The sequence below is a fragment of the Desulfotignum phosphitoxidans DSM 13687 genome (assembly GCF_000350545.1).
Lineage (GTDB): Bacteria > Desulfobacterota > Desulfobacteria > Desulfobacterales > Desulfobacteraceae > Desulfotignum > Desulfotignum phosphitoxidans.
Map to the genome: position 1 here is coordinate 361,182 of NZ_APJX01000005.1, position 16,143 is coordinate 377,324.

At 52.9% G+C, this 16,143-nt stretch carries 17 protein-coding genes; 9 read left to right on the plus strand and 8 right to left on the minus strand.

The genetic code is table 11. From position 1 onward, the window contains the following. Positions 1-21: 21 nt before the first annotated feature. A complete protein-coding gene (gene lpdA, locus DPO_RS13505; protein WP_006966568.1) occupies positions 22-1,455 on the minus strand; it encodes a dihydrolipoyl dehydrogenase in 1,434 nt (477 codons plus the stop codon). A 162-nt stretch (positions 1,456-1,617) separates the two neighbouring features. On the opposite strand from lpdA, the gene DPO_RS13510 reads away from it, so the two are divergent. The 7 genes from DPO_RS13510 to lipA are packed head-to-tail and all read left to right on the plus strand — an operon-like array spanning position 1,618 to position 8,104. After that, positions 1,618-2,061 (plus strand): Lrp/AsnC family transcriptional regulator, encoded by a 444-nt coding sequence (locus tag DPO_RS13510; protein WP_006966569.1) that lies wholly within the window; start codon positions 1,618-1,620, stop codon positions 2,059-2,061. 24 nt (positions 2,062-2,085) lie between these two features. Then, positions 2,086-3,324 carry an aminomethyltransferase family protein gene (locus DPO_RS13515; RefSeq protein ID WP_006966570.1) on the plus strand — a complete coding sequence of 413 codons (1,239 nt, stop codon included), beginning with the start codon at positions 2,086-2,088 and terminating at the stop codon, positions 3,322-3,324. A gap of 18 nt (positions 3,325-3,342) precedes the next feature. Next, positions 3,343-3,741 (plus strand): glycine cleavage system protein GcvH, encoded by a 399-nt coding sequence (gene gcvH, locus DPO_RS13520; RefSeq protein ID WP_006966571.1) that lies wholly within the window; start codon positions 3,343-3,345, stop codon positions 3,739-3,741. A gap of 5 nt (positions 3,742-3,746) precedes the next feature. After that, positions 3,747-5,081, plus strand: coding sequence for an aminomethyl-transferring glycine dehydrogenase subunit GcvPA (gene gcvPA, locus DPO_RS13525; protein WP_006966572.1), 1,335 nt, complete (start codon positions 3,747-3,749; stop codon positions 5,079-5,081). Beyond that, positions 5,081-6,538, plus strand: coding sequence for an aminomethyl-transferring glycine dehydrogenase subunit GcvPB (gene gcvPB / locus DPO_RS13530; RefSeq protein WP_024334576.1), 1,458 nt, complete (start codon positions 5,081-5,083; stop codon positions 6,536-6,538). Before gcvPA ends, gcvPB begins: the two co-directional genes overlap by 1 nt. Next, entirely contained in the window at positions 6,523-7,239 is a 717-nt protein-coding gene (gene lipB / locus DPO_RS13535; RefSeq protein WP_006966574.1) for a lipoyl(octanoyl) transferase LipB, read from the plus strand. The genes gcvPB and lipB overlap by 16 nt, the downstream gene beginning before the upstream one ends. Beyond that, positions 7,223-8,104, plus strand: coding sequence for a lipoyl synthase (gene lipA / locus DPO_RS13540; RefSeq protein ID WP_006966575.1), 882 nt, complete (start codon positions 7,223-7,225; stop codon positions 8,102-8,104). The genes lipB and lipA overlap by 17 nt, the downstream gene beginning before the upstream one ends. On the opposite strand, the gene pyk is transcribed toward lipA, so the two are convergent. From pyk to ileS, 5 genes are read right to left on the minus strand one after another with little or no spacing between them, the layout of a single operon-like run. Beyond that, positions 8,101-9,522, minus strand: a complete 1,422-nt coding sequence (gene pyk / locus DPO_RS13545; RefSeq protein ID WP_006966576.1) for a pyruvate kinase — start codon at positions 9,520-9,522, stop codon at positions 8,101-8,103. The genes lipA and pyk overlap by 4 nt on opposite strands. Continuing rightward, on the minus strand, positions 9,512-10,717 hold the full coding sequence (gene holA / locus DPO_RS13550; RefSeq protein ID WP_006966577.1) for a DNA polymerase III subunit delta: 1,206 nt from the start codon (positions 10,715-10,717) through the stop codon (positions 9,512-9,514). The genes pyk and holA overlap by 11 nt, the downstream gene beginning before the upstream one ends. Next, entirely contained in the window at positions 10,704-11,474 is a 771-nt protein-coding gene (gene lgt, locus DPO_RS13555) for a prolipoprotein diacylglyceryl transferase (protein WP_006966578.1), read from the minus strand. Before lgt ends, holA begins: the two co-directional genes overlap by 14 nt. A 1-nt stretch (position 11,475) precedes the next feature. Beyond that, positions 11,476-11,964: a signal peptidase II gene (lspA, locus tag DPO_RS13560; RefSeq protein WP_040011930.1), complete on the minus strand. Its 489-nt coding sequence runs from the start codon at positions 11,962-11,964 to the stop codon at positions 11,476-11,478. 11 nt (positions 11,965-11,975) lie between these two features. Then, positions 11,976-14,774, minus strand: a complete 2,799-nt coding sequence (gene ileS, locus DPO_RS13565; RefSeq protein WP_006966580.1) for an isoleucine--tRNA ligase — start codon at positions 14,772-14,774, stop codon at positions 11,976-11,978. Between the two features lie 196 nt (positions 14,775-14,970). Here ileS and DPO_RS13570 point away from each other — a divergent pair, with 196 nt between their 5' ends. Next, entirely contained in the window at positions 14,971-15,327 is a 357-nt protein-coding gene (locus DPO_RS13570; protein WP_152427664.1) for a nucleotidyltransferase domain-containing protein, read from the plus strand. Then, complete coding sequence (locus DPO_RS26750; protein ID WP_083912044.1) at positions 15,290-15,481, plus strand: HepT-like ribonuclease domain-containing protein; 192 nt, start codon at positions 15,290-15,292, stop codon at positions 15,479-15,481. Before DPO_RS13570 ends, DPO_RS26750 begins: the two co-directional genes overlap by 38 nt. Before the next feature lie 7 nt (positions 15,482-15,488). On the opposite strand, the gene DPO_RS13575 is transcribed toward DPO_RS26750, so the two are convergent. Both DPO_RS13575 and DPO_RS13580 read right to left on the minus strand, forming a co-directional pair. Then, on the minus strand, positions 15,489-15,689 hold the full coding sequence (locus DPO_RS13575; RefSeq protein WP_040011892.1) for an AAA family ATPase: 201 nt from the start codon (positions 15,687-15,689) through the stop codon (positions 15,489-15,491). A 120-nt stretch (positions 15,690-15,809) separates the two neighbouring features. Beyond that, positions 15,810-16,046, minus strand: coding sequence for a glycosyltransferase (locus DPO_RS13580; protein WP_006966582.1), 237 nt, complete (start codon positions 16,044-16,046; stop codon positions 15,810-15,812). Between the last annotated feature and the right edge of the window lie 97 nt (positions 16,047-16,143).

Here is a 16,143-nt window from a genome sequence, read left to right on the forward strand (position 1 = left end):
AGGTATTGATGCAGCAGCTTTTTACCCGTGCAGCGGCATGCCCGTTGCTTTGGCCGCTGCTTCTCCCATGATTTCCGCCAGCGTGGGATGGGCATGGATGGTATGGGCGATGTCTTTGGCCGTCAACCCTTTTTCAATGGCCAGGGTGGCTTCGGCAATCAAATCCGTGGCGTGGGGACCGATGAGATGCATTCCCAGGACCCGGCCCGAGGATTTGTCCACAATCATTTTGGCTTCTCCGGCAATTTCGTCAATGGCATGGGCTTTGCCCAGGACCCGGAAGTTCACGGATGCCGTGTCCACCTCCAGGCCTTTTTTCCGGGCTTCCTCTTCGCTGAGTCCCACAGTCCCGATTTCCGGCATGGTAAAAATCGCCCCGGGCACGGCATCATACCCCATGGTTTGATTTTCTCCCATGGCATTGCCGGCGGCCACCAGCCCTTCATGGGACGCCACATGGGCCAGCATCACCCGGGAGGGTCCCAGAATATCGCCGATGGCATACACGTTTTTCACAGCGGTTTCCATTCTGTCATTCACATCAATCCATCCGGGCCCGACCGTATCCAGGCCGATGGTATCCAGTCCCAGATCCTTGGACAGCGGGGTCCGGCCGATGCATACGGCCATGAGATCCGAGGCAATGGTATCGGTTTTGGGATCTTTGGCTTTGGGATTGTCCGTGAACGGGCTTTTGGCCAGAGAAATTTGGCAGCCGCTGCCGGACGTGTCACATGCCGTCACCACAGTGTCGCAGAGCACCGTGATTTTCTGTTTTTTCATCTCTCTGAGCAACAGTTTGGACACGGCCGTATCCACGGACGGCAACGGCAAAAGCCGGGACATGGCTTCCACGATGGTCACCTGGGTGCCCAGGGCCGTGAAAATGCCTGCGAATTCGCATCCGATCACCCCGCCGCCCACGATGGTCATGGATTCCGGCACATGATCCAGCACCAGAATATCATTGGAAGACAGAATCTTTTTGCCGTCAAAGGCAAAATCCGGCACATTCATCGGCCGGGTCCCGACGGCAATAATAAGTTTGTTCCAGCTCAAGGATGCCGTGATATCATCCTCACCCGTCACTTCCAGGGCCCCGGGTCCGGTGATTCTGGCACAACCTTTGATCACATTGACCTTTCGTCCCTCGAGCAGGCCGTCAATGCCGGCCCGCTGGGATGCCAGAATCTTGTTTTTTCTGGCCATGAGCCCGGCCATGTCCGGCAGCACCGCCCCCTCCAGCTGAATGCCGAAATCCAGGGCTTTTCTGCATTTTTGAAGAATATCCGCCGTATTTTTCATGATTTTGGATGGAATACATCCCCAGTTGAGACAGGTGCCCCCTAAGTTCTCTTTTTCGATTACGGTCACATCCGCGCCCAGAGTCGCGGCCCGCAACGCCGCCACATACCCCCCCGGCCCTCCGCCGATCACCACGATTTTTTCAGTCATGCCTCCTCCTTTCATGGAAAATCTATTAATTTGTCTTTTTTTAATTTCATTTTTCACAAATTTTTTAAAAATTAATTGACATTATCATTAATCTGGTCTAATGATCAAGATAATTAAAAAAAATTTATGTTTTCCTCACTTTATCAGCATAAAAGAGGTGGAATGAAAATAGATCAGACAAATATCGACATCATCAGAGAACTCAAACAGGGAAAAAGGTCTTTCAAGAAAATTGCGGACAAGCTTGAAATCACGGAAAACACCGTCCGGTCCCGAGTGAATAAATTGCAGGAAGAAGGCGTACTGGAGATTTGCGGTCTGGTGGATCCTGACATGCTCCCGGGTCACCGGGTGGTGATCATCGGCATCAAACTGTCAGAGATGAATCTGGTGGAAAAAGGCGAGGAGATCAGCCGGCTTCGGGGGGTCATTCATACCAATGTGGTCACGGGACGGTTTGACCTGCTGATCATGGTCATGTTTAAAAAAGAATTCGGACTTCTGGAATTTTACACTGAAGAAATCGCCAAGATTAACGGTGTCCGGTCCGTGGAAACCTTTGTTGTATACAAGTCATATAATTTAAAGGTTCCCTATATTTTTTAATCTTTAAATTTGAAGGTCATTATTATGAAAACCACACCATTGCACCAATGGCACCTGGATGCCGGTGCCAACATGGCTGACTTCGGCGGATATGACATGCCCCTGTGGTATGACACCGGAGTCAAAAATGAACATTTGGCCGTGCTCACTTCCGCCGGCATATTTGATACCAGCCACATGGCCTGTGTCACTGTGGAAGGACCGGATGCGTTCTCTCTGCTCAATTTCTGTTTTACAAGAGATCTGACACCTCTGGCCGTGGGCCGGTGTGTGTACGGCGCATTCCTGAATGAAAAAGGGCATTGTCTGGATGACGCCATTGTGTACAAATTTTCCGGCACCTCGTTCATGGTCTGTGTGAACGCCGGTATGGGCGGTGCGATTTCTGACCACCTGAACAAACACAAAAAAGACCGGGATGTCACGATCACGGACCTCACCGACAGGATCGCCAAAATGGATATCCAGGGAATCGATTCCGTGCGGATTCTGTCAAAACTGATCCAGTCTCCGGACACCGTGTTTGGAAAAATGCCCTATTTCTCCTTTAAAGGTCATTTTGATCCGAATCATCCGGAAGCGGGTGCGTCGAAACTGAAAAACGGCACCCCCGTGCTGCTGTCCCGGTCCGGGTATACCGGAGAGTTCGGATTTGAGATCTTCATTGCCCCTAACGCGATTGTGGATCTGTGGAAACAGGTGCTGGCGGCCGGCGAATCTTTCGGCATTACGGCCTGCGGCTTAGGTGCCCGGGATTCTCTGCGGGCCGGGGCCGGGCTGCCCCTGTCCCACCAGGATATCGGTCATTTCAAATTCATGAACCATCCCTGGGATTTTGCGTTACCTTATAATTCGGACAAATCCGGTTTTACCAAGGATTTTCTGGGCGCTGCCGCCCTGGTGCCTGAAAAAAATGATGTATATGTATTTCCCTTTGTGGGAGACAGCTTGAGAAAAGTGGCTGCCGGTGAAAATACGGGCGTGTTTGACGAAAACGAACAACAGATCGGGCATGTGCTCACCTGTGCCACGGACATGGGCATCACCTGGCATGAGGGAAAAATTGTCAGCATCAACACCTCGGATCTGCCGGACAACATTAAAATTAAAGGCATTGCCTGCGGATTTGTCATGGTTTCAAAACACCTGGAACCGGGCACAAAACTCATGCTCAAAGAGGGCAAGCGCGCCATCAGCGTGACCATCGTCACTGACATCCGGCCGGACAGAACCGCCAGAAAAAAAATCACCCATTTTATTTAAATTAAAAAGGAGGCTCTCATGAAAGACATCAATGAACTGAATTTACCTGAAGACGTCAAATACACCAAAGATCACGAATGGGCCAAAGCCGACGGGGATACCGTGACCATCGGCATCAATGATTATGCCCAGGATCAGCTGGGAGAAATCGTGTTTGTGGAAATGCCCGCAGTGGGGGATTCTTTTTCCGCAGAAGATGAGTTCGGGTCCGTGGAATCGGTCAAGGCCGTATCTGAAATGTACATGCCCATCTCCGGCGAGATCGTGGCCATCAACGAAGATCTGGAAGATGCGCCGGAAAATGTGAATGAAGACTGCTATCAGAGCGGATGGATCATCAAAGTCAAACCATCCGACCTTTCTGAAATGGATGCACTGATGGACAAAGCCGCATACCTTGAGATGCTGAAAGGATAAATCCTATGCGTTATCTGCCTCATACACAGGAAGATATCCAAAAGATGCTGGCCGTTGCCGGAGCCGGGTCTCTGGATGACCTGTTTAAAACCATTCCGGATGCCGTCAAAGTCAAAGACGGCCTGAACCTGCCGGAGCCCATGAGTGAGTGGGAACTCAACGATTACATGGAAAAACTGGCTTCGGAAAATATTGCCTGCAAAGGCTACACCTGCCTGATCGGGGCCGGCAGCTATGACCATTATATTCCGGCCATCATTCCCTATCTGGTATCCAGGTCTGAATTCGCCACGGCCTACACCCCGTACCAGCCGGAAGTCAGCCAGGGAACCCTCCAGGGCATTTACGAGTTCCAGACCATGGTCACGGATCTGTTGGGCATGGACATTGCCACAGCGTCCCATTATGACTGCGGCACGGCCCTGGCCGAATGCGCGTTGATCGCATTGCGCAAAAATAAAAAAGCCGACAAGATCGCCGTGTCCGACCTGGTGCATCCCAGCCACCGGGAAATCATCGACACCTATCTCAAACCTAGCGGGTACGAGATGGTGCTGATCCCTCATACCAAAGACGGTCTCACTGATATGACGGCCCTGGAAGCCATGGACGGCATTGCCGGCGTGGCCGTGCAGTCCCCCAACTTTTTCGGGCATATCGAAGATCTGGCTGCGGTCAAAAAAGTGGCGGATGCCAAAAAAATCCTGTTCATCACCTCTTTTACCGAAGCGTTGGCCTGGGGAATTTTGAAAAACCCGGGATCATTCGGCGCTGATCTGGTGGCAGGTGAAGGCCAGAGCTTAGGCATTGCCAAAACATTCGGCGGTCCGGGCTTGGGACTTCTGGCCGGCACATCCAAACTCATGCGGGACCTGCCCGGACGTCTGGTGGGCCGGGCCAAAGACAGCAACGGGGATGACGGGTATGTTTTGACCCTGTCCACCCGGGAACAGCATATCCGCCGGGAGAGAGCCTCGTCCAACATCTGCTCCAACAACGGACTCAATGCCATGACTGCGGCCATGTATCTGTCTACCATCGGCAAGATCGGGATCCGGGAAATCGCCCAGCTCAACCATGACAAGGCAATGTACCTGAAATCCGCGCTTGCGGGTGCCGGGTTTGAACCCGTGTTTGACCCGCCGTTTTTCAACGAGTTTGTGATGAAAGCCCCCAGGGATTTCAACCGGAAACGGATCGATCTGATCAACCGGCAGTGCGTTTTCGCCGGTCTGGATCTGGCCCCGTATTACCCAGAACTTACCGACCATTACCTGTTCTGCGCCACGGAAAAAGTGTCGAAACAGCAGATGGATCAGCTGGCAAAGGAGGTGGCATGATGACTCAGCGGCCAGGCACCAAAGGATTGATATTCAACGAACCCAATGTGTGGGACAAAAGCCGTGAAGGCCGGTGCGCCATTTCCCTGCCCAAAGCAGACGTGGAACGGTCCCCTCTGGATCCGGCACTGACCGGAGATACCCCGAACCTGCCCCAGCTGTCCGAGCTGGACGTGGTAAGACATTACACCAGGCTGTCCCAGTGGAACTTTGGCGTGGATTCCGGCATGTACCCCTTAGGGTCCTGCACCATGAAATACAACCCCAAAACCAACGAAGTTCAGGCGGCCCGCCAGGGATTTGCCGGGGCCCATCCCCTGGCCGGTGATGAATGCTCCCAGGGGGCGTTGCGGCTCATGTATGACCTGGAACGCTCTTTGGCGGAAATCACAGGGTTTGATGCCGTCACGCTGCAACCGGCTGCCGGAGCCCATGGCGAGCTCACCGGCATGCTGATTATCCATGCTTATCACGCCAAACAGGGCCGACAGCGGTCCAAGATCATCATTCCGGACACGGCCCACGGCACCAACCCGGCCTCGGCCACCTTGTGCGGATACAAAAGCGTCAACCTCAAATCCGGCCCCAAAGGGATTCTGGAGCCTGAGGCTGTGGCTGAAATCATGGATGAAGAAACCGCAGGTATCATGATCACCAACCCCAATACCTTAGGGCTGTTTGAGGAAAACATCAAAGAGATCTGCGAGATCGTCCATGCCAAGGGCGGGCTGGTATATGGGGACGGTGCCAACATGAACGCCATCATGGGTGTGGTGCAACCCGGGAAACTGGGCATTGACGTGCTTCATCTGAACCTGCACAAAACCTTTTCTACCCCGCACGGCGGCGGCGGACCCGGGTCCGGTCCCGTGGCTGTCAATGAAAAACTAACGCCGTTTCTGCCCGTTCCCCGGGTGGAAAAAGAGTTGGATACGTTCAAATTCGTGACAGACTGTCCGGATTCCATCGGCCGGCTCCACACGTTTTACGGGCATTTCGGGGTCATGATCAAGGCGTATGCCTATATTCTGACCATGGGGGCACAGGGCCTGCTGGATACCTCCCGCCTGGCCGTGCTCAATGCCAATTATATCAAGGAATCCCTCAAAGGGACCCTGAACCTGCCCTATGACCGGCCGTGCATGCATGAATGCGTGTTCAACGATGCCAAACAGCAGGAATATCACATCTCCACCATGGATATGGCCAAACGGCTGCTGGATTACGGATTTCATCCGCCCACAGTCTATTTCCCGCTGGTGGTGGACGGCGCGTTCATGGTGGAACCCACGGAAACCGAATCCAAAGAGGACATCGACCAGTTCATCGATGCGGTGAAAGCCATTGCCAAAGAAGCACAAACCGATCCGGAAAAACTGACTTCCGCCCCGGTGCTGCCCAAGGTGACCCGCCTGGATGAAGTGGCCGCGGCCAGAAAGCCATGTCTCAGAGGATAAACACCCTGTCCCGTGCCGGTGTATTCCAGGATTTAGGTCTCCTGGAATACACCACGGCACTGAATTTCCAGGAAACCGCCCGCAAAGAAAAAATTGAAGACCGGACCCGGCCGGACAAAATCTTTTTTGTCCAGCATCCGTCCGTGTTCACGTTCGGCAGAAACGGCGGACAGGAAAACCTGACCCGGTCTGAAGAATTTCTCAAAGACCGGGGCGTGGCCCTGGTGCAGACGGACCGAGGCGGCAATGTCACCTATCACGGTCCGGGTCAGGCCGTGCTGTATCCCGTGGTGGACCTGGAACAGGCCAGAATCGGAGTCACGGATTTCGTGTACGGGCTGGAGGAGATCATGGGACAGACGGCCAAAGATTTCGGCGTGCCCATTCATCGGGATCCCCGGAACCACGGCATGTGGACAGATTCAAAAAAAATCGGATCCGTGGGGCTGTCCATCAAACACGGCATCAGCATCCACGGCCTGGCATTGAACGTGTCCCTGGACCTGACCCCGTTTTCCTGGATCAATCCCTGCGGCATGTCCGGTGTTTTAATGACCTCCCTGAAACAGGAACTCAAAGACCGGGGATTGCCCGATCCCCCGCTTCCCATGGAATCCATCAAAGAAACCCTGATAACCTATTTCTGTCAATGGTTTCATTTTCATCCGGTAAAGGAGTCTGCCCATGCATCATTGTGCTGAAAAAAAAGGAAAGCCGGCCTGGCTGAAAAAACATCTTCCCAGAGGCGGCGATTATGCCCGGGTCACCCGGCTTTTGTCCGGTGCCAAGCTTCACACGGTCTGCCAGGAAGCCAACTGCCCCAACATGTTTGAATGCTTTTCCAAAGACACGGCCACGTTCATGATCTTAGGGGACCAGTGCACCCGGCATTGCCGTTTCTGCAATATCACGGCCCGCCCGCCCCTGCCTGTGGATCCGGATGAACCGGCCCGGGTGGCCAAAGCAGCCATGGATTTGGGCCTTCACTATGTGGTGGTCACCTCCGTGACCCGGGATGACCTGCCCGACGGCGGGGCCGCCCATTTTGCCGCTGTGATCCGCGCCATCAAGAAAATGGGACAGGATAAGGATCAGACCATTCGGGTGGAAGTGCTGATTCCGGATTTTCAAGGGGATATCGAAGCCCTGAAAACCGTGATGGATGCCGGTCCGGACGTGATCAATCACAACATTGAAACCGTGGCTGATTTGTATGTACAAGCAAGGCCCGAAGCCGTGTACCAGCGATCCTTGGACCTGCTGAGAAACGTCAAACGCCTGAACCCGGACATGCCGGCCAAATCCGGCATCATGGCGGGCCTGGGCGAAACCCGGGCACAACTGGAAAAAACGTTGCAGGATCTGGCGGATCACGGGTGCGACATGCTCACCATCGGCCAGTATCTTCAGCCCACCCGGAACCATTTGCCCGTGGAAAAATTCTATCCGCCCGAAGAATTTGATGACCTGGCAGACACCGCCCGGCACATGGGATTTAAAAAAGTGGCGTCCGGACCGTTTGTGAGAAGTTCATACAATGCGGAAGAATTGTTTCAACCGGCTTAGAGCGTCACGCATTTTTCCTTTAACGCGCCGGCTGTGGCGATTTCAATGAACGATGCCCCATGGGCCGGCCCGAAACTGCCGGCCAGTACAATGATCAATGAATCGTCCGCCAGTTTTTTTTCTTCCAGCATGCGGCAGATGGACAGTTTCAAGGTTTCCATGGATCCGGCGCTCATGGGAATGTAATCCGCCGACACCCCGAAAGATAGAGACAGCTGCCGCATCACCCGTTTGTCATACACCTGGGCATAAATGGGATTGTCCCCCCGGTAGGCGGCCAAGGCCAGAATGGTGTTCCCGGTCAGAGAATCCGCCACAATGGCTTTGGTGTTCAACCGCAAGGCCGCTTTGACCGCCGCCTTGGCCAGGTACGCAGTCACGATTTTTTCCGATGTATACGGGGTGTTGATAAAGCTGCTTGAATTGGTTTCCACTTCCATGGCAATTTTGGCCATGGTTCTCACTGCCACTTCCGGATATTTGCCGCTGGCGGTCTCCCCGGACAGCATCAATGCATCGGTCCTGTCCAGGCAGGCATTGGCCACATCCGACACTTCCGCCCGGGTGGGACGCGGGGAATCGATCATTGAATGCAGCATCTGGGTGGCCACAATCACGGGCCGCCGCCTTTCAATGCAGGTGGTGATGATCCTTTTCTGAATCAATGGGATTTTTTCCGTGGGAATCTCCACAGCCAGGTCCCCTCTGGCAATCATCACCCCATAGGCATGGTCCAGGATTTCATGGATATTTTCCACCCCGTGACTGTTCTCGATCTTGGCGATAATCTTGATCCGGGACTTTTTTTGGTCCAGGATTTCCTGCACCGCCAGCACATCTTCTTTGTTGCGCACAAAAGAATGGGCAATAAAATCCAGACGATGGTCGGCGGCCAGTTCAATAAACCCGATGTCTTTTTTGCTCAGCGCGGGCAGCTTCACATGCACGGACGGGATATTCACACTTTTTCTGGGATGGATCACCCCGTCGTTTTCCACCTGACACACCAGATAATCCGGTTTCTGGCTCACCACGGCCATGGCCACGGTGCCATCATCAATCAGAACGGAACTGCCCATGGGGACATCATTGACAAAGCCTTTGTGGGACACGTAAATCAGGTCACCAAAGGAGACCCCGGCGGGATCGCCTTTGATTTTCACAAAATCCCCATTGCGGACGATCAGGGGTTCCACGGCATCGCAGGTCCGGATCTCAGGCCCTTTGGTATCCACCAGAATACCGATTTTCTCAGACACGGCCCGGGTGTTTTCCACCACCTTCAGGGCATCGTCATGGGTCATGTGGGCGGTGTTGAGCCGGACCACGTTCATGCCGGCCCGATACAGTCGTTCAATAAACGCTTTGGAACAGTTCAGGCTGGAAATGGTTGCAATGATTTTGGTTTTACGCGGCATGGTGCGGGCCTCCTTTTTTGCAGAATGTCATCACAAACTGTTCAATGCCGGCTTGCGCACTGATGGATGACGATTTCAGGGCATAATCAAGATCTCCCAGAGAAATAAGCGCAGATCGGATCTCATTTAAGGAAAACCGGGCGGATTTTTCAACGGTTTGAAACACGGGATATGGGCTGTTGGGATTCGGCGCGATCACCAGGTCTTTGACCGCTGTCTTTGCCTGATCCCGGGCCGCCTGATCATGGGCGATGATGGCCGGCATGATCTGCTGTTTGAAAGCATTGAAATTCATCCGGTCCATTCTGATATCCGGGTGATTCTTGGAAAAATCCAGCATAAACGCCTTGACCAGGAGCATGCGCCTCACCAGGTTTTCAAAGGCTTTAAGAATCTGCAACTCATGAAACCCGTCTTTGAGCAATGAGGACAGATACATCAGGGCATCCCCCGTGTTTTTTTCCATGAGCGCATTGGTGAGGCTGAAAATCGGGTCTTTTTTGTCCCGAAGAATAACGGCTTCCACATCCGTGCGGGTGATGTCCGGACGATTCCCTGTATATGCCGTCAATTTTTCAAGGTTCTGGGCAAACAGGGCCGGATTGAACCCCGTGCGGTCCGCCAGCTCGGAAAATGCCGCCGGCGCCATGGTTTTGCCGTTTTGCTTTAAAATTTGTCCGGCCATGTTCTGAAGTACCTGGCGCTGATCATCCATGTCCGCTTTTCTGGCGCCCTGGGGCACGGTGCAGTCAATGATCAACCCGGTTTTTTCCAGGGTTTTGACGATTTTTCTGCGCCGGTCCAGGGATTGTGTGGTCATCACCAGAAAATGCCCCTCCGGAATGCCATTTTCAACCACGTCAGACAACCGCTTCAGGTCGTTTTCCGAATAAGACACCTCCCCTGCCCCGGCTTTGACCGCAAACATCGGGGCCTGCCGGACCAGCACCATTTTTTTCTCCCCAAAAAAAGAAAACGTGGAGATCTGCTCGATCACATCTCCCATGATCGTGGTGCGGCCATCCAGGGTTTCCAGGTGAAACCCGCGGGAATTGCCCGGGTTCAGGCTGGTTTTGATCCCGTCCACGGCTTTTTGCACCAGATAGGATTCCCCGGCACACAGGACAAATCCGGGCACGGAATTGCCGGCATCGGCCAGCCATTGTTCCAGGCCGGGATGTTTAACGGTCGCCACGAGAAGACAAGGCCAGTTTCACCATTGCCGCCAGGGCAATGACAATGGCCAGAATCCCGATTCCCTGGGATACGGATAAAAATTCCAAGAAAAAATCGCCCCGGAAATCCCCCCGGAAAAATTCAATGATAAACCGGAACACGGAATATAAAATAATGTAACTTAAAAAAATCATCCCATGAAACCGCTTGCGGCGCTGGAGAAATATCAGGATAAGAAACAGAATCAGATTGGCCGCCACCATGTAGATCTGGGTGGGGTGCAGGGGCACATGCAGCGGGGCCAGGCTGTCCGGATGGGAAAACTGCACGGCAATGGGCAGATCACACTGCCGCCCATAGCAGCATCCGGCAAAAAAACACCCCAGCCGGCCGATGCCGTGCCCCAGGGCCACGCCTGGCGCAATGGTGTCCGCGGTCTTGAAAAACGGCAGTTTCTTGATCCGGAGGGTCACAATGGAAGCAGCCACCGCCCCGATAAACCCGCCGAAAAACACCAGGCCCCCGTTCCAGAGCTTGAATATATCCAGGGGACTGGCCTTAAAATCATCAAAATTGATGATCACATACAACAGCCTGGCGCCCACAATGCCGGATATCAGGATCACAAAAAACAGATCGGAAATATCATCCGGCTTGAGATCGTAAAACCGGGCATTGCGTTTGGAAAACCAGATTGCCGCCAGAAACCCCATGGCCAGGAAAAACCCGTATGTGTACAGCGTAAAACTGCCAAAATGGACAAGAATCGGATGCATGTTACATCTCCGGCATTTTTTTAAATATCACATGATAAACCAGAATCACCATGCCGATACTGATGGCGGAATCCGCCACATTGAACGCGGGCCAGTGGGCCGTGCCCACATAAAAATCCAGAAAATCCACCACATGGCCATACCGGAACCGGTCGATGAGATTGCCGATGGCACCGCCGAAAATCAGGGCCAGGCCCCAGGACAGAAACACATGGGTTTTGGCCACCTGGCTGTAGAACCAGCAGACAAACAAAGCCACACAGGACGATAATACCAGAAAAACCAGGTTGCGCACCAGCTGGGACTGGGTGGCAAAAAAACCGAACGCCCCGCCCGGATTCAGCACATGGGTGATATTGAAAAAATTATCAATCACCTCAATGGATTCATACAAGGCCAGGTGGACCATGATCAGTTTTTTGGTGATCTGATCCACCAGGACCACCACCCCGCTCACCAAAGTCAGACGTATGAGTTCTCTTTTTCCCACAGCGTCCTTTTTTACAGAATCTGGTTCAAGGCCGAGGCACACCGGTCACAGGCCTCAGGATATTGCTCATCCTGCCCGATGGTCCGGCTGAACCGCCAGCAGCGTTCGCATTTGTCTCCGGCTGCTTTTTTCACGGCAATTTCCAGTCCGGCAATCTCCTTGCTCTGAAACACACCTGAATCCAGTGTGTCTTTCAAGGCCGCGGAAGACACGATAAAAATATCAGCCAGCGGCATATCCAGATTTTGAATAAACCCTTTGAGTGCTGTTTCCGGCAGTTTGATCTCCACGGCCGCATCCAGAGGATGACCGATAAGCTTGTCTTTCCGAGCCGCTTCCAGGGCTTTGGTCACTTCCGAGCGCAAAGACAGAATCCAGGTCCATTTGTCAGACAGATCTTTGTTCTGCCATTGCGGATCCGCCACAGCCATGGATGCCATGTGCACGCTTTCTTTTTTGTCTTTGCCCGGCGGCATATGGGCATAGATCTCTTCCGCAGTAAACGGCAGCACCGGGGCCATGATCCTGACCAGGGTATCCAGGATAGTGGCCATGACCGTTTGGGCATCCCGTCGTTCCGGGCTTGCCGGCGGTGAGGTATACAGCCGGTCCTTGATGATATCCAGGTAGAACGCGGACAGATCCACCACACAGAAATTGTGCAGCGCATGGTAAATGGTGTGAAATTCATAGGTGTCATAGGCGGTCACGGCTTTTTTGGTCACCTGATACAGCCGGTGCAAAATAAACCGGTCCAGTTCCCCCATATCCGCAACAGGTCTGGCATCCTTTGTGACATCAAAATCTGAAAAATTGCCCAGCATGAACCGGCAGGTGTTGCGGATCCGGCGGTAGGCATCGGACAGCTGCTTGATGATATTGTTGGAAATGCTCACATCCCCCCGGTAATCGGCAGACGCGGCCCACAACCGGAGCACATCCGCCCCGTACTGCTTGATCACGGATTCCGGTGCCACCACATTGCCCACGGATTTGGACATTTTATGACCTTTTTCATCCACCACAAACCCATGGGTGAGCACCGTCTTGTACGGGGCTTTGCCCGTGCGGCCCACGGCCGTCAGCAATGATGAGTGAAACCATCCTCTGTGCTGGTCCGAGCCTTCCAGATACATGTCAGCCGGACGCCGCAGACCGGGAAATTCCGTGAGCACGGCCGCATGGCTGACCCCGGAGTCAAACCACACATCCAGAATATTATGGTCTTTGGTAAAATGCGTGCTGCCGCATTTGGCGCACACGGCATGGTCGGGCATGAGCTCGGCCGCCTCTTTTTCAAACCAGATGTCAGATGAATGCTCAGAAAAAAGGGCATGGATCTTGTCCACGGATTCCCGGGTCACATAGACCTCCTTGCACTCGCTGCAATGAAACACGGGGATGGGCACCCCCCAGGACCGCTGCCGGGACAGGCACCAGTCCGGCCGGTTCTCGATCATGGCATAGATGCGTTCTTTTCCCCAGGACGGAATCCACTGCACATGGTTGATCTGTTCCAGGGTTTTCTGCCGCAGCCCCAGCTTGTCCATGGAAATGAACCACTGGGGCGTGGCCCGGTAGATCACCGGGTTTTTGCACCGCCAGCAATGAGGATAGGAATGCGACAATTGCCTGTTTTTCAGCAACGCCCCTTTTTCTTCCAGCACTTCGTTGATGTGCGTATTGGCCTTGAAAATGAATTCTCCGGCAAACAAAGGCACGTCAGATGAAAAAACGCCATTGTCTTCCACGGGAGAATAGCAGTCCAGCCCGTATTTTTTGCCCACCACATGGTCGTCAGCCCCGTGGCCCGGTGCCGTGTGCACACACCCCGTGCCGGCATCCAGGGTGACATGGTCCCCTAAAATGATCAGAGAATCGGTGTCGTAAATGGGGTGCAGGCATTTTTTGTTTTCCAGATCCAGGGGATTCAATTTTGCCACCACCTGGTAATCATCCATGCCGAAAGTCTGCATCACATTTTCCACCAAAGCCTTGGCCATAATCAGCACCCCGTGGTCCCGGGTTTTGACCGCCGCATACTCAAACCGGGGATGGATGCACACCCCCAAATTGGCGGGAATGGTCCAGGGCGTGGTGGTCCAGATCACCATGGACACGGGCGTATCCCCGATATCCGGGATCAGGTCCGACAGATCGTCTTTTAGGGCAAATTTCACATGAATGGACGGCGAGGTATGATCATGGTATTCGATTTCGGCCTCCGCCAGGGCCGTCTGGCACGAGCAGCACCAGTAAATGGGCTTTTTGCCCAGAAACATGTCCCCTGCCAGGGCAAACTCGCCGCACTCTTTGGCGATTCTGGCTTCATACGCGGAATTCATGGTCAGATAAGGGGTTTCCCACTGCCCTGCCACGCCGAACCGCTTGAATTCATCTCTTTGGATATCCACAAATTTGGCGGCATACTTCCGGCACGCCTGCCGGACCTGAACCGGAGTCATCTGTTTTTTCTTTGATCCCAGCTGCTTGTCCACATTGTGCTCAATGGGCAGCCCATGACAGTCCCACCCGGGCACATACGGCGCATTGAACCCGGCCATCTGCCGGGATCTCACAATAATGTCCTTTAAAATCTTATTGATGGCATGGCCCATGTGAAGATGGCCATTGGCATACGGAGGACCGTCATGAAGTATGAACAAAGGCCGGTCTTTGGCCTGTTCCCGCAGTTTGTCATAGATCTTTTTTTCATCCCACTGTTTGAGCTGTTCCGGTTCTCTCTGGGGCAGGTTGGCCTTCATGGCAAATTGGGTTGAAGGCAGGTTGAGCGTTTTTTTATAATCCATTCGTCCTCCGAATCTGGTCGTCAGTCATCTATATATTAAACTGTCATATTTAGTGCTAAACACCTGAAAAGTCAAGAAACATATCAAAACAACCCTTGACCCGGGAGACCCGGCCGGATAAAATCATTTCACGGCAATCCTGATACCTGAAACTCAAAATATAGAACCCATATGATCCCAACCCTGAAAAAGATTTTTGAAGATCAAGGCGGACAGATTTTGTTCGCCTATCTGTTCGGCTCCCATGCCCGGGGGGGATGCCACTGCTGACAGCGACATCGATATTGCCATCTTCCTTGATCCACCGCTTCAAATGGCATTTTTTGATATCAAAACCGCGCTATATCTTGAGATCAGCCGGTCGCTGAAAATGAATGACATAGATATTGTTGTCTTGAATCATTGTAAAAACATCATACTGCTCGATCGAATCACCCGCCATGGACAAGTGATTTACGAATCAAATCAGGATGCAAGGCTGGACTTTGAGCAAAAAGTGCTCCACACAGCCATAGATTTCAAATACCAGAGAAAAAGAGTCATGGGGGTTTAATGGAAAGAATCCATCAAAAAAAATAGCCGGTTTCAGAAATTTTTTATCCCATGACTATGAGGCCGTTGATTCGAGAATCATCTGCAATCAAATCCTTGCAAAAATCGGTGATATCAGAAAATTCATCAAGCAAATTACCCTAATCGCCAATTGATGAACCATTAATGGCTGTTGACATCTTGACTTTGCAGTCGAAGCCTGTCCCGGGGAGATTCCAGATCAAAAAACACGGCCTCATGTTGTTTTTCAATCATCCTGGTCAGTGTCGTCTTACCGCATTGCCGCGGGCCGAGCAGCGAGACAACCGGTGAACGTTTCAGGGCTTTTTCCAGAGCAGATTCATATGATTTTCGCGGGATCATGCCTTTGTTTATCATTGAAAATTCGTAATGTAAATCCGAATTTTCAATGATTAGCCAAGCCGGAATGGATTCTTCGGTGCGGCTGCACAGGATCGGTTTCAGGTACCGCCTTGAAAACAGTTACCTGCCGGGAAACCCGCCCAGTGGCAGCCCCAGGGCACAGAAAAACACCAGGGGATGAAAATCCCGTTCCGCAGCCCATGCATATCCGCTGATCACGGCACCGCCGCACCCCTGGTTTGTCTCATGTTCAATCAGAAACAGGTCCGCCCTGCCCTGCCGGCATTCCTTCACCACCCGGACAGTGTCATCGGCACTGGCACCATCCACCACCACCGCATCCACATAATCGGGCATGGTCTCGATGACCCCGGCAATCTGGGACCCATAGATACCAGGCTGTTTGAGATGGATGGAAGATTTTTTAGACCAGCAGAATCAGTTTCCTTGACAT